The organism is Rhodococcus sp. GA1, from assembly GCF_024321955.1.
In the GTDB taxonomy this organism is placed as follows: domain Bacteria; phylum Actinomycetota; class Actinomycetes; order Mycobacteriales; family Mycobacteriaceae; genus Rhodococcus; species Rhodococcus pyridinivorans.
In genome coordinates, this window is record NZ_CP097186.1 from 202,463 (window position 1) to 225,053 (window position 22,591).

General features: G+C 68.6%; 19 protein-coding genes. 8 read left to right on the forward strand and 11 right to left on the reverse strand.

Features of this window, described 5'->3' with window-relative positions; genetic code table 11:
• Positions 1-244 precede the first annotated feature (244 nt).
• Positions 245-1,942: an NlpC/P60 family protein gene (locus M3330_RS01010; RefSeq protein ID WP_303627221.1), complete on the reverse strand. Its 1,698-nt coding sequence runs from the start codon at positions 1,940-1,942 to the stop codon at positions 245-247.
• A 538-nt stretch (positions 1,943-2,480) separates the two neighbouring features.
• Positions 2,481-3,029 carry a DUF6676 family protein gene (locus M3330_RS01015; protein WP_255026707.1) on the reverse strand — a complete coding sequence of 183 codons (549 nt, stop codon included), beginning with the start codon at positions 3,027-3,029 and terminating at the stop codon, positions 2,481-2,483.
• Positions 3,030-3,370: 341 nt separating this feature from the next.
• Here M3330_RS01015 and acnA point away from each other — a divergent pair, with 341 nt between their 5' ends.
• The gene (acnA, locus tag M3330_RS01020) at positions 3,371-6,175 is read left to right on the forward strand and encodes an aconitate hydratase AcnA (protein WP_247848951.1); all 2,805 of its coding nucleotides are present in this window, start codon (positions 3,371-3,373) and stop codon (positions 6,173-6,175) included.
• A gap of 105 nt (positions 6,176-6,280) precedes the next feature.
• Positions 6,281-6,847: a TetR/AcrR family transcriptional regulator gene (locus M3330_RS01025; RefSeq protein WP_016691734.1), complete on the forward strand. Its 567-nt coding sequence runs from the start codon at positions 6,281-6,283 to the stop codon at positions 6,845-6,847.
• A 17-nt stretch (positions 6,848-6,864) separates the two neighbouring features.
• Here the strand turns inward: M3330_RS01025 and M3330_RS01030 are convergent, their stop codons facing one another.
• Positions 6,865-7,116 (reverse strand): helix-turn-helix domain-containing protein, encoded by a 252-nt coding sequence (locus M3330_RS01030; protein ID WP_026061044.1) that lies wholly within the window; start codon positions 7,114-7,116, stop codon positions 6,865-6,867.
• A 120-nt stretch (positions 7,117-7,236) separates the two neighbouring features.
• Entirely contained in the window at positions 7,237-8,868 is a 1,632-nt protein-coding gene (locus M3330_RS01035; protein WP_255026710.1) for an ABC-F family ATP-binding cassette domain-containing protein, read from the reverse strand.
• Positions 8,869-9,035: 167 nt separating this feature from the next.
• Between M3330_RS01035 and M3330_RS01040 the strand changes: the two genes are divergently transcribed.
• Positions 9,036-10,151 (forward strand): lycopene cyclase family protein, encoded by a 1,116-nt coding sequence (locus M3330_RS01040; protein ID WP_094980514.1) that lies wholly within the window; start codon positions 9,036-9,038, stop codon positions 10,149-10,151.
• A gap of 97 nt (positions 10,152-10,248) precedes the next feature.
• Entirely contained in the window at positions 10,249-11,283 is a 1,035-nt protein-coding gene (locus M3330_RS01045; RefSeq protein WP_019289299.1) for a Ku protein, read from the forward strand.
• Positions 11,284-11,339: 56 nt separating this feature from the next.
• Here the strand turns inward: M3330_RS01045 and M3330_RS01050 are convergent, their stop codons facing one another.
• The 7 genes from M3330_RS01050 to M3330_RS01080 form a co-directional block, all read right to left on the reverse strand.
• Complete coding sequence (locus tag M3330_RS01050) at positions 11,340-11,759, reverse strand: metal-sulfur cluster assembly factor (protein WP_006551506.1); 420 nt, start codon at positions 11,757-11,759, stop codon at positions 11,340-11,342.
• Positions 11,759-12,250, reverse strand: a complete 492-nt coding sequence (sufU, locus tag M3330_RS01055) for a Fe-S cluster assembly sulfur transfer protein SufU (protein ID WP_255026713.1) — start codon at positions 12,248-12,250, stop codon at positions 11,759-11,761. The genes M3330_RS01050 and sufU overlap by 1 nt, the downstream gene beginning before the upstream one ends.
• 4 nt (positions 12,251-12,254) lie before the next feature.
• Positions 12,255-13,508, reverse strand: coding sequence for a cysteine desulfurase (locus M3330_RS01060; protein WP_255026715.1), 1,254 nt, complete (start codon positions 13,506-13,508; stop codon positions 12,255-12,257).
• Positions 13,509-13,512: 4 nt separating this feature from the next.
• Positions 13,513-14,301 (reverse strand): Fe-S cluster assembly ATPase SufC, encoded by a 789-nt coding sequence (gene sufC, locus M3330_RS01065; protein ID WP_016691727.1) that lies wholly within the window; start codon positions 14,299-14,301, stop codon positions 13,513-13,515.
• A 51-nt stretch (positions 14,302-14,352) separates the two neighbouring features.
• The gene (sufD, locus tag M3330_RS01070) at positions 14,353-15,564 is read right to left on the reverse strand and encodes a Fe-S cluster assembly protein SufD (RefSeq protein ID WP_033096624.1); all 1,212 of its coding nucleotides are present in this window, start codon (positions 15,562-15,564) and stop codon (positions 14,353-14,355) included.
• The gene (gene sufB / locus M3330_RS01075) at positions 15,565-17,010 is read right to left on the reverse strand and encodes a Fe-S cluster assembly protein SufB (protein WP_024100815.1); all 1,446 of its coding nucleotides are present in this window, start codon (positions 17,008-17,010) and stop codon (positions 15,565-15,567) included.
• A gap of 115 nt (positions 17,011-17,125) precedes the next feature.
• Positions 17,126-17,944, reverse strand: a complete 819-nt coding sequence (locus M3330_RS01080) for a metalloregulator ArsR/SmtB family transcription factor (protein WP_094980515.1) — start codon at positions 17,942-17,944, stop codon at positions 17,126-17,128.
• A gap of 154 nt (positions 17,945-18,098) precedes the next feature.
• Here M3330_RS01080 and mptB point away from each other — a divergent pair, with 154 nt between their 5' ends.
• The 4 genes from mptB to M3330_RS01100 all read left to right on the forward strand — a co-directional run bounded on the left by mptB (position 18,099) and on the right by M3330_RS01100 (position 22,529).
• On the forward strand, positions 18,099-19,745 hold the full coding sequence (mptB, locus tag M3330_RS01085) for a polyprenol phosphomannose-dependent alpha 1,6 mannosyltransferase MptB (RefSeq protein WP_157126990.1): 1,647 nt from the start codon (positions 18,099-18,101) through the stop codon (positions 19,743-19,745).
• Between the two features lie 11 nt (positions 19,746-19,756).
• On the forward strand, positions 19,757-20,701 hold the full coding sequence (locus M3330_RS01090; RefSeq protein WP_255026721.1) for an ABC transporter ATP-binding protein: 945 nt from the start codon (positions 19,757-19,759) through the stop codon (positions 20,699-20,701).
• Complete coding sequence (locus M3330_RS01095) at positions 20,698-21,495, forward strand: ABC transporter permease (protein ID WP_006551497.1); 798 nt, start codon at positions 20,698-20,700, stop codon at positions 21,493-21,495. Before M3330_RS01090 ends, M3330_RS01095 begins: the two co-directional genes overlap by 4 nt.
• A 68-nt stretch (positions 21,496-21,563) precedes the next feature.
• Complete coding sequence (locus M3330_RS01100; RefSeq protein WP_024100811.1) at positions 21,564-22,529, forward strand: heme A synthase; 966 nt, start codon at positions 21,564-21,566, stop codon at positions 22,527-22,529.
• Positions 22,530-22,591 lie beyond the last annotated feature (62 nt).

Genomic DNA, 22,591 nt, shown 5'->3' on the forward strand with positions numbered 1-22,591 from the left:
TCTTGCGTCCGTCGTTACCGCCCTGGTCGCCCGGCGTCGCCGAACCGGACGTCCCACCCTCGCGTGAGGTCACCAACAATCCACCGCTTTCGCCTACGTCGCTCCGCTGGAAACACCTGCTGCACCACTATTGCAGGTGCCGGCTCGGTGTGTCGTCGCCCCTGCACCGACCGGGAGACGGCACCCGGAAACGACCGGATGGCACCCGCCCTCGGTGGTACGAGGGCCGCGGCAAACCTCGCCCTCACGACACCATGCGCACCACGTACGGTGTCATGCCGCCCCAGCGTACCGGCGAGATCTTCACGAACGATCCCGACTGCGGCGCCTCGAGCATCTGCCCGTCGCCGAGATACAGCGCGACGTGCTGGCTGGCGTTGGGCCCGTAGAAGATCATGTCGCCCCGTCTCATCTGCGACGACGGAACCTGGGTACCGGCCGTGTACTGGTAGCCGGTGTAGTGCGGGAGCGAGATGCCGATACCCGCGAACGCGTAGATCATCAGTCCGGAGCAGTCGAAGCCGACCTTGGCGTAGTCGCCGTGGACATCGGCGACGCCGCCGTCGCGGATACCGCGGGTCGGGCCGTTCTCGTTGCCACCACCCCACGCGTACGGGACGCCGATCTGGGACATCGCGCGGTCGATGACGATCTCCACCGCAGCGGGACCGGTGACGGACGGACGCGACGGGGTCCCGGGCGTCGAATTCGGTGTGGAGGGGCGGGAACCCGATCCCCCGGTCCCCGATCCGGGGGTCTCCACGACGGGGTCGCCCGGATCCGGGTTCTCCCAGTCGATCCCACCGTCGTCGCTGCTGTCCTCGTCTTCGTCCTCGTCGGGGATCGTGCCGCTGTCGGTGCCATCCGGGACGGATCCATCGTCGGTACCGTCTGGGACGGTCCCCCCGTCGGTACCGTCCGGGACCGTGGCGTCGTCGGTGTAGTCCGGTGCAGCCGTGTCGGTGCCACTCGTATCGGTGTCACTGCCCTCCGGCGCTCCGGATTCGGTGGTGACCTCACCCGGTGAGGCGACGTCGCTCTCGCCGGTCGACGGAGACTCCTCGATCAGCGTGTGGGGGCGACGGCCGTTGGCGAGTTCCGCCGCACGTTCCCGGGCTGCGGCGTCGGCGGCGACACGCTCGGCTGCCGCGGCTGCCGCGACCCGTGCCTCCTCGGCGGCCGCCGCGGCAGCTGCTTCCTCGGCTGCGCGGCGACGGTCCCAGTCCTGGTACTGCGCGCGTTGCCCTTCCAGGCCCGCAACGTTCACGCGGGCCCGGTCGAGTTCGCTCTGCGCGTTCGCACGTTCCTGCTCGATGCGCGACTTCTCCGCGGCCTGCCGACCGAGTTCCGCTCGCGCGACGGCGATCGCGGCCTCGGCCTCGGCCCTGCGCTGCTCGGCGGCTTCCGCCGCCGCGTCGGCCTCGAGCTTGGCCGCGCGTGCCCGCGAGTGGGAGTTGGCCTCCTGGGCCCGGGCGCGCTGGAGCGCATCGAGCACCGCGGCGCGCCCGGCGGATAGCAACCGCATGACCTGGGCGCGGTCGAGCAGATCGTCGGGACCGTCGACGTCGAGGAAGGCCGCGAGGGAGACCGAGTTGGCGCCACGGGTGTAGCTGTCGCGGACGAACGCGTCGAAGTTCTTCTGGGCAGCGAAGATCCGGTCGGCGGCGTCGTCGAGTGCGCGGCGGGAATCCACGACCACCCGTTCGGCGAGATCCGCTGCGTCGCGCGCGCTCTGGAGATCGACGAGGGCGCGGTTGACGTCCTCGCGGCGGATGGCGACCTGCGCGTCGAGCTCGGCGAGCTGCTGATCCGCGCCGGCGATCCGGACGATCAGCTGCCCGACCCGGTCGATGTTGGCCGCGACGGCCGCACCAGCGCGGTCGATCTCGGCGTCCGAAGGGTTCGGCGGCGGGGGCGGTGCGGCGGACGCCGTCGTGGTCACGGTAAGGAGCACGGCTGTGACCAACCCCAAACCGGCGAGGAGCGTGCCGGCGCGCGTCCGCGGGGTGCGACCGGGCGTCGGACCGTCGGGTCGACGGCCTGCAGTGAGCGTCGTGGCGGTGCCGTCCGGCCCCGACCGTCGCGGAATCCCTCCGTGGATACCGAACCGTCTCACTTGCATCTCCCTCGGTCGCACCTGGTGGCCGAGACATCCGGCCGGACGACCCGAGGAAGGCAGGCAGCATCCGCTCGCCGTGGGTGCCCCACGGCTCACACGCTGCAGTCGTACACCGGCTGCGGACAGCGTCCCCACGAGCCGGGTTGTGACACACCTTCCCCAAGAGCGTCATGAAAACCGTACGACACCTCAGGGGTATGTCGCATGACAGTCACGAAGATCGGCCGGAAGAACTCCGAAAGAACACGGTGCGGACACCGAGGAACACCGTGAGGACACCGAACGATCTTCCCTGCCGGATTCCGTCACGGTCGGGGCGAGGACAACCCGGAGACGATCTCCGCGGTGACGGAAGGAGACCTCAGACGTCCTTGGCCGATGACGATCCGTTACCTCCGGCAACGGTCGCGTCACCGTCCGCGCGGCGGCGTTTGGCGAGCCAGGTCGCGCCGGCCGCAAGGGCGACCACTGCGACGATCAGCAGCGTCATCAGCGTCCAGGGCGGTGACGGCTCGAGCACCGAGTCGACGAAGTTGTGTGTGGAGACCACCGGGTCGCCGGTGTAGGTGCGATCCTGGGCGGCCTCGAGAGTGACGCGGTCGAGATCCTCGCTGAATGTCCCGACCCATCCCGGACTGAGGACCAGCACCGTTCCGCCGTCCTCGGCGCCGACCTCCGTCGCGAGGTCGCGCAGCTGCGAATCCATACGGGGGTCCCGGTCGAGCACGACCACGCTGAGGTCGATCCCGTTCTCCTGCGCGCGCTGCACCTCGGCGACGAGGTCGTCGACGTACTGCGAGGGCGCCGCCACCTGGTCGTCGGCGAGATCGGCGAGCACTTTTTCGACCGAGACCCCGGCGGGAAGATCCGTGAGCGCAGGGCCCGGTATACGAAGCAGTGGCGCAGACATCTCTCTCCGGTGGTGCTGGGGCAGAAGCCGGGCGATACGGCGATCCGGCCGTGCGGAGACGACACGAAGAGCCACACCCGTGGGCAAGGCAGAACATTACGCGATCGCGCGACGGCGGCTCGAAGCACTCGTCGCGAGCAGGACCGATGCCGGCGGGACGCTTCGTCGACACGACGGACCCGACTTCGGTTCAATACAGGACAAGCGTACTGTTAGAATCGAGGGCGAGACGCCACGACTACTGCATCCGGGCCACGGGCCGCGGGCGGACGTCGTGTGCCTCGCTTCAGCCGTCGACACAGCCCCGTCGGCGGCCAGCCGAAACGACGAGTGGAGCTGACGTGAGCACCAGTAGTGATTCGTTCGGCGCCAAGGGTTCGCTGCAGGTCGGAGACAACTCCTACGAGATCTTCCGCCTGTCGGCCGTCCCCGGCACCGAGAAACTTCCTTACTCTTTGAAGGTCCTGGCCGAGAACCTGCTGCGCACCGAGGACGGTGCCAACATCACGGCCGATCACATCCGGGCCATCGCCAACTGGGATCCCTCCGCCGACCCGAGCATCGAGATCCAGTTCACGCCCGCACGCGTGATCATGCAGGACTTCACGGGCGTCCCCTGTGTCGTCGACCTCGCCACCATGCGTGAGGCCGTGACCACCCTGGGCGGCGACCCGAACAAGGTCAACCCCCTCTCCCCCGCCGACATGGTCATCGACCACTCGGTGATCCTCGACTACTTCGGTCGCGCCGACGCCCTCGAGCGCAACGTCGACCTCGAGTACGAGCGCAACGGCGAGCGCTACCAGTTCCTGCGCTGGGGCCAGGGCGCCTTCGACGACTTCCGCGTCGTCCCCCCGGGCATGGGCATCGTCCACCAGGTCAACATCGAGTACCTCGCCCCGACCGTCATGGTCCGCAACGGGCAGGCCTACCCCGACACCTGCGTCGGCACCGACTCGCACACGACGATGGTCAACGGCCTCGGCGTGCTCGGCTGGGGCGTCGGCGGCATCGAGGCCGAGGCCGCGATGCTCGGCCAGCCGGTCTCCATGCTCATCCCGCGCGTGGTCGGCTTCAAGCTCACCGGTGAGATCCAGCCCGGCGTGACCGCGACCGACGTCGTGCTCACCGTCACCGACATGCTGCGCAAGCACGGCGTCGTCGGCAAGTTCGTCGAGTTCTACGGCGCCGGCGTGGCCGAGGTCCCCCTCGCCAACCGCGCGACCCTCGGCAACATGAGCCCCGAGTTCGGTTCGACCGCAGCGATCTTCCCGATCGACGGCGAGACCATCAACTACCTGCGCCTGACCGGCCGCACCGACGAGCAGCTCGCTCTCGTCGAGGCGTACGCCAAGGAGCAGGGCCTGTGGCACGATCCGAGCCGCGAGCCCGAGTTCTCCGAGTACCTCGAGCTCGACCTGTCGACGGTCGTCCCGTCGATCGCCGGCCCGAAGCGCCCGCAGGACCGCATCCTGCTGTCCGAGTCGAAGGTCGCCTTCCGCAAGGACATCCACAATTACGTGGAGGAGAACCTCCCGGCCGAGCACACCAAGCTCGACGAGGCCGTCGAGGAGACCTTCCCGGCGTCCGACCCGGCCGTGCTGTCCTTCGCGGACGACGGTGCCGTCGACGTCCACTCGGCCGCCAACGGTGCCCACGGACGTCCGTCGAAGCCGGTCAAGGTCGTCTCGGAGGAGCGCGGCGAGTTCGTCCTCGACCACGGCGCCGTCGTGGTGGCGGGCATCACCTCCTGCACCAACACCTCCAACCCGTCGGTCATGCTCGGCGCCGCGCTGCTCGCCCGCAACGCCGTCGAGAAGGGCCTGTCCACCAAGCCGTGGGTCAAGACCAACATGGCTCCGGGTTCGCAGGTCGTCAACGACTACTACGAGAAGGCCGGCCTGTGGCCGTACCTCGAGAAGCTCGGCTTCTACCTCGGTGGCTTCGGTTGCACCACGTGCATCGGTAACACCGGGCCGCTGCCCGAGGAGATCTCGAAGGCCGTCAACGACAACGACCTCTCGGTCACCGCGGTGCTCTCCGGCAACCGCAACTTCGAGGGTCGTATCTCCCCCGACGTGAAGATGAACTACCTGGCCTCGCCGCCGCTGGTCATCGCGTACGCGCTCGCGGGCACGATGGACTTCGACTTCGAGACCGACGCGCTGGGCAAGGACAAGGACGGCAACGACGTCTTCCTGAAGGACATCTGGCCTTCCGCCCAGGAGATCGACGACACCATCAAGTCGGCGATCAACCAGGACATGTTCCGCAAGTCCTACGCCGACGTCTTCAAGGGCGACGAGCGCTGGCAGAACCTCGAGACCCCCGAGGGCGACACCTTCGCGTGGGACGAGGACTCGACGTACGTCCGCAAGGCTCCGTACTTCGAGGGCATGACGATGGAGCCGGACGCGGTCAGCGACATCAAGGGCGCTCGCGTCCTCGCGCTGCTCGGCGATTCGGTCACCACCGACCACATCAGCCCGGCCGGTCCGATCAAGCCGGGTACCCCGGCCGCGCAGTACCTCGACGCCCACGGTGTCGAGCGCAAGGACTACAACTCGCTCGGTTCGCGTCGTGGCAACCACGAGGTCATGGTCCGCGGCACCTTCGCGAACATCCGTCTGCAGAACCAGCTGCTCGACGGGGTCTCCGGTGGTTACACCCGCGACTTCACCCAGGACGGTGCTCCGCAGGCGTTCATCTACGACGCCTCGCAGAACTACCAGAAGGCCGGCATCCCGCTGGTCGTCCTCGGTGGCAAGGAGTACGGTTCCGGCTCCTCGCGTGACTGGGCCGCCAAGGGCACCCGCCTGCTCGGCGTCAAGGCCGTCATCACCGAGTCCTTCGAGCGCATCCACCGCTCGAACCTCATCGGCATGGGCGTCATCCCGCTGCAGTTCCCGGCGGGCGAGTCGGCCGCGTCACTGGGCCTGACCGGCACCGAGGTCTTCGACATCGAGGGCATCGAGAAGCTCAACGAGGGCGTCACGCCGAAGACCGTCAAGGTCACGGCGACCAAGGACAACGGCGAGAAGGTCACCTTCGACGCTGTCGTCCGCATCGACACCCCCGGTGAGGCGGACTACTACCGCAACGGCGGCATCCTGCAGTACGTGCTGCGGAACATGATCCGCGGCTGAGAGCAGTGCTCGTGACCCGATCGGTCACATCCGTGTGAAGCGGCGGGCCCGGGACGAGACTCGTCTCGGGCCCGCCGTCTCCATCGAGCCGAAAGGAAGTGGCGCGTGCCCAAGGTCAGTGAGGACCATCTCGCCGCGCGGCGCAGGCAGATCCTCGACGGTGCCCGTCGCTGCTTCGCCGAATACGGTTACGACGGCGCGACCGTGCGACTGCTCGAAGATGCCACGGGTCTGTCCCGTGGCGCGATCTTCCACCATTTCAAGGACAAGGACGGACTGTTCCTCGCCCTCGCCCAGGAGGATGCGAGACGGATGGCCGACGTCGCGGCCAACGAGGGTCTCGTGCAGGTCATGCGCGACATGCTGTCCTCCCCCGACCAGTTCGACTGGCTCGGGACGCGGCTCGAGATCACGCGTCGCCTCCGCACCGACCCCGAGTTCGCGAAGGCGTGGATGCAGCATTCGGCCGAACTCACCGAGGCCACCGTCGGACGCCTCGAACGGCAGCGGGAAGCGGGCCGGCTGCGCGACGACGTGCCGACGGAAGTCGTCCTGGGTTATCTAGACCTCGTGCTCGACGGACTCGTCGCCCGCCTCGCTTCTGGGCACACCGAACAGGACCTCGTCGCGGTTCTGGACCTCGTCGAGGAATCCGTGCGCCGGCGCGACTGATGCGCCGGATCCGTTCCTCACGCCTTCTCGTCGCTCGCTGCCGCCCGACGACGGTTCGGGCCGCCGCGGCCCCGCAGCCGCACCTGCGACTCCACGAGAACGTTGTGCACGAAACCGTAGGATCGACCGGTTTCCTGCGCGAGCCTCCGAATGCTCGCGCCTTCCTCGTAGCGGCGCTTCAGATCCTCCTGCAAGCGGTCCCGCGATTCCCCTGTAACTCGGGCTCCCTTCGCGTAGGTCGTCTCTCCACCACCGGAATTTCGCGCCATCGGATCCTCCCTGCGCCCTCGCCAAAGGTCCCTTTCCCAGGCTAGAGGACTGTCAGGTTGCGCGGACGCAGATCGGACCAGCGGGAGCGGATCGGGGGACGGATCCGACCGGAGGCCCGATCAGGCGAGCTGGATGAGCTCGAGGTATTCCTGGGACCAGTGGTCCTCGGTTCCGTCGGGAAGCAGGATCACACGTTCCGGGTCGAGGGCCTCGGCCGCACCCGGATCGTGGGTGACCAGCACGACGGCACCCTCGTAGCTGCGCAGGGCGTCGAGCACCTGCTCGCGCGAGACGGGATCGAGGTTGTTGGTCGGCTCGTCGAGGAGCAGCACGTTCGCCGCGGACGAGACGAGCCCCGCCAGGGCGAGTCGCGTCTTCTCACCGCCGGAGAGCGTTCCGGCCGGCTGCTCGAGCTGCGGACCGGTGAACATGAACGCGCCGAGCAGTCCCCGCAGGTCCTGTTCGCCGGCGTCGGGAGCGGCGTGCCGGATGTTCTCCCATACCGTCGCCGAGTCGTCGATGGTGTCGTGCTCCTGCGCGAAGTAGCCGACCTTCAGGCCGTGACCCGGCACGAGTTCGCCGAGATCCGGCTGCTCCACACCGGCGAGCAGCCGCAGCAGCGTCGTCTTGCCGGCACCGTTGAGGCCGAGGACGACGACGCGGCTGCCCCGGTCGATCGCGAGGTCGACGCCGGTGAAGATCTCCAGGGAGCCGTAGACCTTGGTCAGCTCCTTGGCCATCAGCGGGGTCTTGCCGCACGCGGCCGGCGTGGGGAACCGGATCTTGGCCACCTTGTCGGCGACGCGCACGTCGTCGAGGTCGGCGAGCAGCTTCTCGGCGCGCTTGGCCATGTTCTGGGCGGCAGTGGCCTTGGTGGCCTTCGCTCCGAGCTTCGCGGCCTGCTTCTGCAGGGCGGACGCCTTCTTCTCGGCGTTCGCACGCTCGCGCCGGCGCCGCGCCTCGTCGGTGGCGCGTGCGTCGAGGTACTTCTTCCAGCCCATGTTGTAGACGTCGGCCTCGCCGCGCACCGCGTCGAGGAACCACACCTTGTTCACCACGTCGGCGAGCAGGTCGACGTCGTGGCTGATGACGATGAGCCCACCGTCGTGGTTCTGCAGGAAGCCGCGCAGCCAGGTGATCGAGTCGGCGTCCAGGTGGTTGGTCGGCTCGTCGAGCAGCAGCGTGGTGTCGGACTTCCCGCCGGAGCCGTCCGAGGCTGCGAACAGGATGCGGGCGAGTTCGACACGGCGGCGCTGACCACCCGACAGCGTGTGGAGGGGTTGGCCGAGGACCCGGTCGGGCAGGCCGAGGCTGTGGCAGATGCTCGCGGCCTCGGATTCGGCGACGTATCCGCCGAGCGTCGCGAAACGCTCTTCGAACGAACCGTACTTGCGCACGGCACGGTCGCGGATCTTCTCGTCGACGGCCTCCGCCATGAGCGCCTGCTGCTTCTCCATGCTGCGGAGGATCTCGTCGAGACCTCGCGCCGAGAGCACCCGGTCCTTGGCGAGGACGTCGAGATTGCCCTCCTTGGGATCCTGCGGCAGGTAACCGATGTCTCCGGAACGGATCACGGCGCCGGCGTAGGGTTCGCCTTCACCCGCGAGGATCCGCAGGGTCGTGGTCTTGCCGGCACCGTTACGTCCCACGAGGCCGATCCGGTCCCCGGCCTGCACCCGCAGCCCCGAGCCGGGGGCGGTGAGCAGCGTCCGCACGCCGGCGCGGACTTCGAGGTCGGTAGCGGTGATCACGCACGGGCTCCTAGAACGAAGGACGATGGATGGGTGCCATGGTGGCAAACAGCCGGGCACACGAACCACCCATTTTACAGTGACAGCACCTCTCTCCCACGGTGAGATGCACTACCCCTCGCCACGCGCGGCCGGGTTCTCCCCGTGCGCAACCTAGGCTGGCGCCCGTGACCCACCTTCCCTCCACCGACCTCGTCGTGGCCGGACTCGGCCCCGCCGGCCGTGCATTGGCGTTCCGTGCCGCCGCGGCCGGGTTGTCGGTGACGGCCGTCGACGTGCGTCCACAGCGTCGGTGGACCGCGACCTACGCGGCGTGGGCCGACGAACTGCCCGCCTGGCTGCCCGACGAGGTGGTGGCAGCACGCATCGACAGGCCCGCGGCGTGGACGACCGAGCCCCGGATCGTCGATCGTGCCTACCGGGTGCTGGACACGGCGTGCCTGCAGGACTTCCTCGCCCTCGACGCCGTCACGGTGGTCACGGGTCGGGTACGCGACGTCGATGCGGACGGCGTGGTCCTCGGCAACGGACGCCGGGTGACTGCCCGCTACGTCGTCGATGCCCGCGGGGTTCCGGCCGAACCGGAACGTGCCCAGCAGACGGCATTCGGGCTGATCGTCGACGATACGACCGCAGCTCCGGCACTCGACGGCCACGACGCCTGGTTCATGGACTGGCGCCGCGACAACGGCACGGGCCCCGACGACGTGCCGTCCTTCCTGTATGCGGTGCCGGTCGGCGACGGACGCACGATCCTCGAGGAGACCTGCCTCGTCGGTCGCCCGGCGCTCGGTCTCGGCGAACTCGAACGGCGCCTGCACATCCGCCTCGCGGCGCGAGGCGTGCGCACGACCGGCGACGAGCAGGTCGAACGGGTGCGCTTCGCCGTCGAGAGCGCACCGACGGCACCCGGGGTGATCGGCTTCGGCGCTCGCGGTGGTCTCATGCATCCGGCCACGGGATACGCGGTGGCCACCGCCCTGTCCACCGCGGATGCGGTGATCGACGCGGTGCGCCTCGGCGAGGACCCCCAGCGCGTCCTGTGGCCGGTGCGCGCCCGCTCGGTGGCGACCCTGCGGCAGATGGGACTGCGGGTCCTGCTGCGACTCGACGCACGCGGAGCGATCGAGTTCTTCGACGCGTTCTTCGCTTTGCCGGTCGAGCAGCAGCGCGCCTACCTGTCCGGTCGCGACGACGCGACTGGCGTGGCGGCCACGATGTGGCGGCTGTTCCGGGTGCTGCCGACGGGTGCGCGCGGAACCATTCTGCGTTCGCTCCGCTGATCCGCCGGGTGCGGCGTGTGGCGAAGGGCTCGGCGAACCGCCCGGTGAGTTTCGCAGCTTTCCAGCGTGCTCCCGAGGTGTCGATCATGATGGACACATGCGGTCGATCTGGAAAGGCTCACTCGCGTTCGGCCTCGTCAACGTGCCGGTGAAGGTGTACTCGGCGACCGAGTCGCACGACATCTCCTTCCACCAGGTGCACGCGAAGGACGGTGGACGGATCAAGTATCAGCGTGTGTGTACCGAGTGCGGGGAGGTCGTCCCCTACCAGGAGATCGACAAGGCGTACGACTCCGAGGACGGCGAGCGGGTCGTGCTCACCGACGAGGACTTCGAGAAACTCCCCGCCGCCGAGAAGCACGAGATTCCGGTGCTGCAGTTCGTGCCCACCGAGCAGATCGACCCGATCCTGTTCGAGAAGTCCTACTATCTCGAACCCGATTCGTCGTCGCCGAAGGCCTACGGCCTGCTCGCCGCGACTCTCGAGCAGAGCGACCGGACGGCGCTGGTGCATTTCACCCTTCGTCAGCGCACCCGGCTGGCGGCCTTGCGTACCCGTGACGGTCTGCTCATCCTGCAGACCCTGCTGTGGCCCGACGAGGTTCGCGCAGCCGAGTTCGAGTCGCTCGACGACATCGAGAAGCCGAAGCAACGCGAACTCGCGATGGCCGAGACCCTCGTCGAGTCGATGTCCGACGATTTCGATCCCACCGAGTTCACCGACGAGTACCAGGTGGAACTGCGCACGCTGATCGACGAGGCCCTCGCCCGCGGCGGCGAGAAGGTCTTCCAGGTCGCCGAACACGACACCGGCGAAGAGGACGCCGAGGTGCTCGACCTCGTGGCGGCCCTGCAGCGCAGCGTCGACGCGGCGGGCAAGAAGGTCCCGTCCGGTTCGTCCTCCGGCGGGAAGAAGTCCTCGAAGAATGACGAGGATGAAGACGAGGACGCGAAGAAGGCCCCCGCGAAGAAAACGGCGTCGAAGAGTTCGGCGGCCAAGAAGAGTCCCGCCAAGAAGAGCACGGCGAAGAAGACCGCGTCCAAGAGTTCGGCGTCGAAGAGCACGGCGAAGAAGAGTCCTGCCAAGAAGACGGCCGCCAAGAAGACCTCCGGCGAACGCAAAGGCGCCTGACCTCCGACGAGAAGTCGAAGATCAGGCGCCGAGGCTCGGAGCCGGCGACAGCCGGATCAGACGGTGAAGCCGAGTGCGCGCAGCTGCTCGCGTCCGTCGTCGGTGATTTTGTCGGGACCCCACGGCGGCATCCACACCCAGTTGATGCGCAGCTCGTCGCAGAGGCCGCTGCGCACGAGTGCGCCCTTGGCCTGCTCCTCGATGACATCGGTGAGGGGGCACGCCGCCGAGGTGAGCGTCATATCCACGGTCACGGTCTCGTCGACCTCGGAGATCCCGTAGATGAGACCGAGATCGACGACGTTGATGCCGAGCTCGGGGTCGACGACGTCGCGCAGCGCTTCCTCGAGTTCGTCGAGGCGGCCCGGATCCAGCGGCGGGGCCGTGGCCGCGACCAGCGTCGAGGTCTCGTCCGCGCCGGCGTCGGCCGTCGGATTCTCGTCGGTGTTCACGGTGCCCGGTGCGGGTTCGGTCATCAGTTCTGTCCTCCGCTCGAAAGGGTCTGCGCGCCGCCCGCCAGGTCGGCGGGGGCTGCGTCCACGGTCTGCGCGACCGCGTCCTTGAAGGCCATCCAGCCCAGCAACGCGCACTTCACGCGCGCCGGGTACTTCGCGACGCCGGCGAACGCGATGCCGTCGCCGATCAGGTCCTCGTCGCCTTCGACGGTGCCGCGACTGCCGACCATCTCGACGAACCCCTCGACGATCTTCAGTGCATCGCCGAGCGGAACGCCGATCACCTGGTCGGTGAGCACGGACGTCGATGCCTGGCTGATCGAGCAGCCCTGCCCGTCGTAGGAGACGTCGGCGACGGTGTCGCCGTCGATGTGCACGCGCAGGGTCACCTCGTCGCCGCAGGTCGGGTTGACGTGGTGCACTTCGGCGCCGAACGGTTCGCGCAGTCCGCGATTGTGCGGGTGCTTGTAGTGGTCCAGGATCACTTCCTGGTACATCTGCTCCATCCGCATCGGATCACGCCTCCCCGAAGAACTTCTGGGCGCGCCGGATCGCCGCGCCGAGTGCCTGCACCTCGTCCGGCGTGTTGTACACGGCGAACGATGCGCGGGCGGTCGCGGCCACCCCGAAGCGGCGGTGCAGCGGCCAGGCGCAGTGGTGTCCGACCCGGATCTCCACGCCCTCGTCGTCGAGGATCTGGCCGAGATCGTGGGCATGGATTCCGTCCACGACGAACGACACCGCCCCGCCCCGCTGTTCGGCGGTCGTGGGTCCGATGATGCGCACGCCGTCGATGCCGCCCAGCTCGGCGAGCGCAGCAACGGTCAGCTCGTGTTCGTGTGCAGCGACGGCGTCCATCCCGATGTCCTGCAGATAGCGCACGGCGGCACCGAGGCCGACGGCCTGCGAGACCATGGGCGAACCGGCCTCGAATCGCTGCGGCGGTGCGGCGAAGGTCGTGGCCTCCATCGTCACCGTCTCGATCATCGAGCCACCGGTGATGAACGGCGGCACGTCGGCGAGCAGGTCGCGGCGACCGTAGAGAACGCCGACGCCGGACGGACCGAACATCTTGTGTCCGGAGAACGCCGCGAAATCCACACCGAGGGCGCGGAAGTCGACGGCCATGTGCGGCACCGACTGGCACGCGTCGAGCACGACGATCGCGCCGACCTCCTTCGCGCGCCGCACGATCTCCTCGACGGGAGCGACCGCACCGGTCACGTTCGACTGGTGCGTGAACGCCACGACCTTCACGGCGTCGGTCAGCGTCAGCGAATCGAGATCGATGCAACCGTCGTCGGTGACCCCGTACCAGCGCAGGGTGGCACCCGTGCGCCGCGCGAGTTCCTGCCACGGAACGAGATTCGCGTGGTGCTCGAGCTCGGTGACGACGATCTCGTCACCGGGGCCGAGCCGGTGCGGGAACCGGTCGTCGGCGAAGGCGTACGCGACGAGGTTGAGCGACTCGGTGGCGTTCTTGGTGAACACCACCTCGTCGACGTCGACCCCGACGAAGGACGCGATGACGGCGCGGGCGTCCTCGTACGAGTCGGTCGCCTCCTCCGACAACGCGTGCGCACCGCGGTGCACGGCCGCGTTCCGCGTCGCGAGGAACTCACGCTCGGCGTCGAGCACCTGTACCGGGCGCTGGGAGGTGGCCCCCGAGTCGAGGTAGACCAGGGGTTTGCCGTCGCGCACCGTGCGCGCGAGGATCGGGAAATCGGCCCTGATCCGGGCGATGTCCAAGGTCCGCACCGGCACCGTCATCCGATCACGCTCCTTGCGTTGCTGCCTGGGTGAAACGAACGTAGCCGTTGGTCTCGAGCTCGTCGGCGAGCTCCGGGCCACCGGACTCGACGACGCGGCCACCCACGAAGACGTGCACGAACTGCGGCTTGATGTAGCGCAGGATGCGGGTGTAGTGGGTGATGAGCAGGACGCCGCCGTTCTCGTTCTCCTGGTAGCGGTTCACGCCCTCGGAGACGACGCGCAGCGCGTCCACGTCGAGGCCGGAGTCGGTCTCGTCGAGGATGGCGATCTTCGGCTTGAGCAGACCCAGCTGCAGGATCTCGTGGCGCTTCTTCTCACCGCCGGAGAAGCCCTCGTTGACGCTGCGCTCGCCGAAGGCCGGATCGATGTCCAGCTCGGACATCGCCTGCTTGACCTCCTTGACCCAGTGGCGCAGCTTGGGGGCCTCGCCGCGCACGGCGGTCGCGGCGGTGCGGAGGAAGTTCGACATCGACACGCCGGGCACCTCGACCGGGTACTGCATGGCGAGGAACAGGCCGGCGCGGGCGCGCTCGTCGACGCTCATCTCGAGCACGTCCTCACCGTTGAGGGTGATGCTGCCCGAGGTGATCTCGTACTTGGGGTGGCCGGCGATCGCGTACGACAGGGTGGACTTGCCGGAGCCGTTGGGGCCCATGATGGCGTGCGTCTCACCCGAGCGGACCGTGAGGTTCACGCCCTTGAGGATGTCGATCGGCTCGGCGTTCTCGTCGGTCTGTGCGACGCGGACGTGCAGGTCCTTGATCTCGAGGACGTTCGAAGGTGTGGACATCGAAATGCGTTTCCTTAGTGGAGAGGTATCGGGAGTACGGGGAGACGGCCGTCAGGCGCCGACGGCGGCGAGTTCCGCCTCGATGGCGGCCTCGAGCCGTTCGCGGACCTCGGCGACCGTGATGCGCTCGAGCAGCTCGTGGAAGAAGCCGCGGACGACGAGGCGACGCGCTTCCTCCTCGGAGATACCGCGAGCACGCAGGTAGAACAGCTGCTCGTCGTCGAAGCGGCCGGTCGCCGACGCGTGTCCGGCACCGACGATCTCACCGGTCTCGATCTCGAGGTTCGGCACGGAGTCGGCGCGCGCACCGTCGGTGAGCACCAGGTTGCGGTTGAGCTCGAAGGTGTCGGTGCCCTCGGCCTCGGCGCGGATGAGCACGTCGCCGATCCACACGGTGTGCGCGTCGGGCTTGCCGGAGGCCGGATCGCCCTGCAGCGCACCCTTGTACACGACGTTCGACTTGCAGTTCGGCTGCGAGTGGTCGACAAGCAGGCGCTGCTCGAAGTGCTGGCCGGCGTCGGCGAAGTACAGGCCGAGCAGTTCGGCGTCGCCGCCGGGGCCGTCGTACTTGGTGGTCGCCGACACGCGCACGAGATCGCCGCCGAGCGCCACGGTGAAGTGGCGAAGCACGGCATCGCGGCCGACGCGAGCGTGGTGCGCGGCGACGTGTACGGCGTCGTCGGCCCAGTCCTGCACCGCGACGACCTTCAGCTGTGCGCTGTCGCCGAGCACGAACTCGATGTTCTCGGCGTAGGTGCCGCTGCCGCGCTGGTCGATGACGAGCGTGAGGTTGGCGAACGCCTCGAGCCGGATCTGCACGTGACCGTAGGCGACGGCGCCCTCACCCGGTCCCGTGATCGTCACGGTGACGGGCTCGGCGACCTCGACCTCGCGGCCGACGGTGAGGACGGTCGCGGTCTCGAACGACGAGTACGCCTGTGCTGCGATCCGGTCGAACGGCACACCGGCCTGTCCGAGTCGCGCGTCGTCGCGCGCCACGGTCTCGACCTGCACGCCGTCGACCGGGGTGACCTCGATGGTCGCGGTGCCGGTCGCGGGAGCGGTGCCGTCGTGCAGACCGCGCAGGCGGCGCAGCGGGGTGAACCGCCACACCTCGTCGCGACCCGACGGAATCTCGAAGGCGTTCACATCGAAGGACGTGAAGACCTCACCCTTGTTGATTGCCGGCACCCGGTTCTCGGCACGCACGGCATCCTGCACGCCCGTCGCGGTAGCCGGCGTGTTCTTCGCTTCCGCAGTCATTTAGCCGACTGCCCCTTCCATCTGCAGTTCGATCAGGCGGTTGAGTTCGAGGGCGTACTCCATCGGTAGTTCCTTGGCGATGGGCTCGACGAATCCGCGCACCACCATGGCCATGGCCTCGTCCTCGTCGAGTCCGCGGCTCATCAGGTAGAACAGCTGGTCGTCGCTCACCTTCGAGACGGTCGCCTCGTGACCCATCGTGACGTCGTCCTCACGGATGTCGACGTACGGGTAGGTGTCGGAACGGCTGATCTGGTCGACGAGCAGCGCGTCGCACTTGACGGTCGACTTCGAGCCGTGGGCGCCCTTGTTGACCTGCACGAGGCCGCGGTAGGAAGCACGTCCACCGCCGCGCGCCACCGACTTCGACACGATGGTCGAGGAGGTGTGCGGAGCCAGGTGCAGCATCTTCGCGCCGGTGTCCTGGTGCTGCCCCTCGCCGGCGAAGGCCACGGAGAGCACTTCACCGCGAGCGTGCTCGCCCATCATCCACACGGCCGGGTACTTCATCGTCACCTTGGAACCGATGTTGCCGTCGATCCATTCCATCGAGCCGCCGGCCTCGACCTTGGTGCGCTTGGTCACCAGGTTGTAGACGTTGTTCGACCAGTTCTGGATCGTCGTGTAGCGGCAGTGACCGCCCTTCTTGACGATGATCTCGACCACCGCGGAGTGCAGCGAGTCGGACTTGTAGATCGGCGCGGTGCAGCCCTCGACGTAGTGCACCGAGGCGCCCTCGTCGACGATGATCAGGGTCCGCTCGAACTGGCCCATGTTCTCCGTGTTGATGCGGAAGTAGGCCTGCAGCGGGATGTCGACGTGCACACCCGGCGGAACGTAGATGAACGAGCCTCCCGACCACACCGCGGTGTTCAGGGCGGAGAACTTGTTGTCGCCGGCCGGGATGACCGTGCCGAAGTACTCCTTGAACAGCTCGGGGTGCTCGCGCAGGCCCGAGTCGGTGTCGAGGAAGATCACGCCCTGGCTCTCGAGGTCCTCGCGGATCTGGTGGTAGACCACCTCGGACTCGTACTGGGCGGCGACGCCGGCGATCAGGCGCTGCTTCTCCGCCTCCGGGATGCCCAGCCTGTCGTAGGTGTTCTTGATGTCCTCGGGGAGCTCGTCCCAGCTCGCGGCCTGCTTCTCCGTCGAGCGCACGAAGTACTTGATGTTGTCGAAGTCGATTCCGTCGAGGTTCGAGCCCCACACCGGCATCGGCTTCTTGTCGAAGGTGCGCAGCGCCTTGAGGCGGATATCGAGCATCCACTCGGGCTCGTTCTTCTTGGCGGAGATGTCCCGCACGACCTCTTCGGACAGGCCGCGCTGCGCCGTGGCGCCCGCGGTGTCGGGGTCCGCCCAGCCGTATTCGTAGTGGCCGAGAGAATCGATCGTCTCTTCCTGCGTCAGCGGCGCGGTTCCGGACGTCTGATCCGATGCGACGGTCATGCGAGCTCCTTCCGGAGTCTGGTGGGCGTCGGCGCGGGCTGTGCGTCGACGGTCGACGGGTGGGTGGATGTCTTCCTGATGTGCCCTGGTTCGCGGAGCACTCGCGGTGGGATCGTCACGTAGGCGGCTCCGGACGGGGCGCATCCGCTTTGGAGAGAACGGGCACGTGTGTCGTGCAGAAGGCGTCGCCGTTCGCGATCGTCGCGAGGCGTTGCACGTGGGTTCCGAGGATCCGCACGAAGGCCTCCTGCTCCGCCTCGCACAGTTCGGGGAACTGCTCCGCGACGTGCGAGACCGGGCAGTGGTGCTGGCAGATCTGCACGCCGGTGCCGATGCGGCGGGTCGAGGCGGCGAAACCGGAGGCGGTGAACGCTCCGGCGATCTCCTCGGCGACGCTCTCGACGTCGTCGAGGTTCTCGTCGGCGGGCGCGATGGTGCCGAGGATCGAGTCCACACGGCGGCGTGCGAAGTCCTCCACGGCAGCGTCGCCGCCGAGTTCGCGGAGGTGCCGCATGGCGGCGGTGGCGAGATCGTCGTAGGAGTGCCCGAGGCGGGCGCGTCCGACGGCGGTGAGCTGGAAGCGGCGGGCGGGGCGGCCACGACCGCGTCCTTGCCTGCGCGGCGGCGCGGCGGCCTGCGCCTCACCGGACTCGATGAGCGCGTCGAGATGGCGTCGCACGCCCGCGGCGCTGAGCCCCAGACGCTCGCCGATCTCCGGCGCGGTGATGGGACCTTCTTCGAGCAGCAGCTGCACGACGGCGGCGCGGGTCTGACCCTCCGGGATCTCGCGGCCCGTCGAAGCAGGATTCTTGCGGGTGTCCTCGACGCGCGACGCCGTCGCGGCAGGTGCGTGACCTGCGCGTTCTGCGGTGTCGGTGGTGTCGGACGGGTATTTCACAACACCAGTGTGACGGAATTCGGAAGCACGGTCCACCAAGGGTGCCCTTTGTTACACCTCGTGACGGAGCCGTCGGAGAGCACCCTCGCCGTCCCGTTACGCTTCTGACGTGCCGTCGACTCCTCCCCTGTCCGCCCCGCACACGACGTCTCCGTCGCCGGGCCGATCCGGGGTCCGCGAACGGCTGCACGTGTGGATCCGACGCGCTCTGGGCCTCGACGCCCCGGGACCACACGCCGATGTCTCGGTCGTCCTGCACGGCGACGAGATCGAAGGTCGCGGACTCGACGCGATCGAGAACGTCTACCTCCACCGCATCCGGCTGCTCGGCGCCACCGGTGCCGTCCTCATGGCAGTCGGGGCACTCGGCGCCGGCGCCCAGCCGGTCCTGCAGAACCCCGTGCAGGGCGTCCGCGCCCTCGGACTGGCGGCACGCATGCCGAGCGCCGCCCTCACGACGACCATGATCGGCACGGCGCTGGTGATCCTCGCCTGGTTGCTGCTCGGCCGGTTCGCGATCGGCCGGGGCGCACCGGACGGTCCCGTGCGCCGACTGTCCCGGTCGCAGCTCGACCGCACCTTGCTGCTGTGGATCCTTCCGCTGGTCGTCGCTCCGCCGATGTTCAGCAAGGACGTCTACTCGTATCTCGCGCAGAGCGAGATTGCCGCGCGCGGGCTCGATCCCTACGCGATCGGTCCGGCCGGCGCGCTGGGGGTCGACCACGTCCTGACCCGGACGGTGCCGAACATCTGGCGCGACACCTCGGCCCCCTATGGCCCGGCCTTCCTGTGGATCGGCGAGAAGATCACGTACCTCACGGGCGAGAACATCGTGGCCGGCATCTTCGTCCACCGGCTGCTCGCGCTCGTGGGTGTGGCCCTGATCGTGTGGGCGCTGCCGCGGCTCGCCCGCCGGTGCGGCGTCGCGTCGGTGAGCGCGTTGTGGCTCGGTGCCGCGAACCCGCTCTTGCTCTTCCACCTGGTCGCGGGCATCCACAACGAGGCCCTGATGCTCGGGCTCATGCTCGCCGGTGTCGAGCTCGCGCTGCGGGCCGTCCACCCGGACGACGAGGCGGCCTCGCGCCTGCGTCTCACGGGGTGGCTCGCGGCCGGCACCGCGCTGATCGCCCTGTCGTCGATGATCAAGGTGCCCTCGCTGCTCGCGCTCGGATTCGTCGGCATGGCCCTTGCCCGCAAGTGGGGTGGCGGCTTCCGCGCCGTGCTCGCCGCCGCCGCGATCCTCGGCATCGGGACCTGCGTCGTCATCGGCGCTGTGAGCTGGGGCAGCGGCCTGGGCTTCGGCTGGACGAAGACCCTGGGCACCGCCACGGAGGTCCGCAGCTGGATGTCGATCCCGACCCTGCTCGGCATGGGTACCGGCCTCGGCGGCGTGCTGCTCGGTCTCGGCGACCACACGACGGCCGTGCTGTCCATCACGCGCCCCATCGCAGCGCTGGTGGCCGCTTTCGTCACGATGCGCATGCTGCTCGCGGTGCTCATGGGACGGATCCATCCGGTCGGTGCGCTGGGGGTCTCGCTGGGCGCGATCGTGCTGCTCTTCCCGGTCGTGCAACCGTGGTACCTGCTGTGGGCGGTGATCCCGCTCGCGGCCTGGGCGACCCGCCCGGTCTTCCGGATCCCCACCATCGCGTTCTCGTCGGTTGTCGGCATGATCCTCATGCCCAACGGCAGCGAATACCAACCGTTCATCATCGTCCAGGCGTCGATCGCGACCATCGTCGTGGTCGGTCTGATCATCGTCGCCACACGCTCCCGGCTGCCGTGGCGGCTGCAGGAGCGCACACCACCGCGTCCGGCGGAAACCGCGGACGCCTAGGCTGGAACCCTGTGACCCCGAGTTCTCCCGCCGGTGCGGTACCGGCCGTGCACCTGGACGGCGTCGTCAAGACCTACGGGGGCGTCACCGCCGTGAACGGTCTCGATCTGACCGTCGAACGCGCCCAGGTGCTCGCCCTCCTCGGCCCGAACGGCGCCGGTAAGACCACCACTGTGGAAATGTGCGAGGGGTTCGTCACTCCCGACGTGGGCACAGTCCGCGTCCTGGGGCTCGATCCCGTCGCCGATTCCGACGCCCTCCGCCCCCGGATCGGCGTGATGCTGCAGGGTGGCGGCGCCTATCCCGGTTCGCGGGCCGGTGAGATGCTCGACCTGGTGGCGGCGTACTCGGCGGATCCCCTCGACCCCGACTGGCTGCTCCAGCGCCTCGGGCTCACCGACGCCCGCCGCACCCCCTACCGCCGATTGTCGGGCGGACAACAGCAACGCCTCGCGCTCGCATGCGCGCTGGTGGGGCGCCCCGAACTGGTGTTCCTCGACGAACCGACGGCGGGTCTCGACGCACAGGCCCGGCTGCTCGTCTGGGAACTGATCGACGCACTGCGCCGCGACGGTGTGAGCGTGCTGCTCACCACCCACCTCATGGACGAGGCGGAAGAGCTCGCCGACGAGATCGTCATCATCGATCACGGGCGGGTGGTCGCCGCAGGGACACCCGACGAAGTCACCCGCGACGGCGCCGAGGGCCAGCTGTGGCTGTCCGCGCCTCCGGGCCTCGACCTGAGTGCCCTGCAGTCCGCCCTGGCCGGCACCTACCGGATACGGGAGGACAATCCCGGGCGGTATCTCGTCGAGGGCACGATCGAACCGTCCGTCGTCGCGGCGGTGGCGACCTGGTGCGCGAATCTGGGCGCACTGGCAACCGAGATCCGGGTGGATCAGCGCAGCCTCGAGGACGTCTTCCTCGAGTTGACCGGTCGGGAGTTGAGAGGGTGAGCGTGACCCACGATCGTCTGGCGAACAACCGGTTTGCGGAAGGGACCTTCACCCCGCGACCGCAGCCGAACTCGCCGTCGAAGATGCTCGCGGCGCAGACCGCCATGGAACTCAAGTTGCTGCTGCGCAACGGCGAGCAGCTCCTACTGACCATGTTCATTCCGATCACGCTGCTGATCGGCCTGTCGCTGCTACCGATCGGCGATCTCGGCGACTCGCGGGTCGACAGCGTGCTGCCAGCGGTGATGATGGTGGCCGTGATGTCGACGGCGTTCACCGGTCAGGCGATCGCCGTGGGCTTCGACCGCCGCTACGGCGCCCTCAAGCGGATCGGCGCGACCGCGCTGCCCAAGTGGGGAATCATCGCTGGCAAGAGCGCGGCGGTGGGCATCGTCGTCGTCCTGCAGGCCGTGTTGCTCGGTGCCATCGGGCTGGCCCTGGGCTGGCGCCCCTCCCCCGTCGACCTGCTCATCGGGGCGGTCGTCATCGCCTTGGGCACGGTGATGTTCGCGACACTGGGGCTGCTGCTCGGTGGAACCCTGCGCGCCGAGATCGTGCTCGCCCTCGCGAACATCGTGTGGTTCGTGCTGTTGGGCATCGGCAGCGTCGTGGTGCTCGGCGACGTGATCCCCGAAGCGGTGGTCCACCTGCTGCGGATCGTGCCGTCGGGGGCGTTGACGCTCGCGCTCGAGAACGCCACCTCGGGTGTGTTCGACTGGTTGTCGATCGTCTCGCTGCTCGTGTGGACGGTGATCGGCGGCACCGCCGCGGCGCGCTGGTTCCGCTTCACCTGAGTCGTGGGCGGCCCGATCGGGCACGACCCAACTACAGCGTGTAGTGGTTCACGCCGTACCATCGAACCGTGTTGTATCGCGGCTACCTGAGCCTTGTCGACCGTCTCCCCCTGCCGTCGCTGCGGACGCAGAAGATCATCGCGTTCCTCACGATTCTCACCCAGGGCGGCATCGCAGTGACCGGCTCGGTCGTCCGCGTCACTGCCTCCGGACTGGGTTGCCCGACCTGGCCGCAGTGCTTCCCCGGGTCGCTGGTGCCGGTGGGTGTGTCGAGCGGGGTGAACACCCTGCACCAGGTGGTCGAGTTCGGCAACCGGCTGCTGACCTTCGTGGTCGTGGCCGTCGCAGCCGCGATCGTCCTGGCCGTCACCCGTGCGCGGCGCCGCAAGGAGGTCATCGCCTGGGCGTGGTTGATGCCGGCAGGCACCGTGCTGCAGGCGATCATCGGCGGCATCACCGTCCTGGCCGGTCTCGCCTGGTGGACGGTCGCGATCCACCTGCTCGCATCGATGCTCATGGTGTGGCTGGCGACAGTGCTCTACGCGAAGGTGAGCGAGCCGGACGACGGCACGGTGGTGCAGGTATTGCCCCAGCCGCTGCGCCGGCTCACCGCCTTGTCGGGTGTCGCGCTCGCCGTGGTCCTCGTGCTCGGCACGATGGTCACCGGCGCCGGCCCGCACGCCGGAGACAAGAGCGTCGACAGACCCGTCCCGCGCCTCGCGCTCGACATCACCAATCTCGTCCACCTGCACGCCGAAGCGCTCATCGGCTATCTCGCGCTGCTGATCGGCCTCACCTTCGCCGTCTACGCGGTCCATGCACCCCGAGCCGTCACGCTGCGTCTGAAGGTCGTCCTGGCCCTGGTGGTCGCACAGGCCGGCATCGGCCTCGTCCAGTTCTGGACGGACGTGCCTGCCGTGCTGGTCGTCTTCCACGTCGCCGGCGCCGGACTGTGCACGGCGGCGACCGCCGCGGTCTGGGCGGCCGGACGGACGCGCACGACCGCACCGGATCGCGAGCCCGTTCCGGCCTGACCGTTCGACGACGCGGCCCCTCCCCGGACTTCCGGGAAGGGGCCGCGTGTCGTCGTACGGAT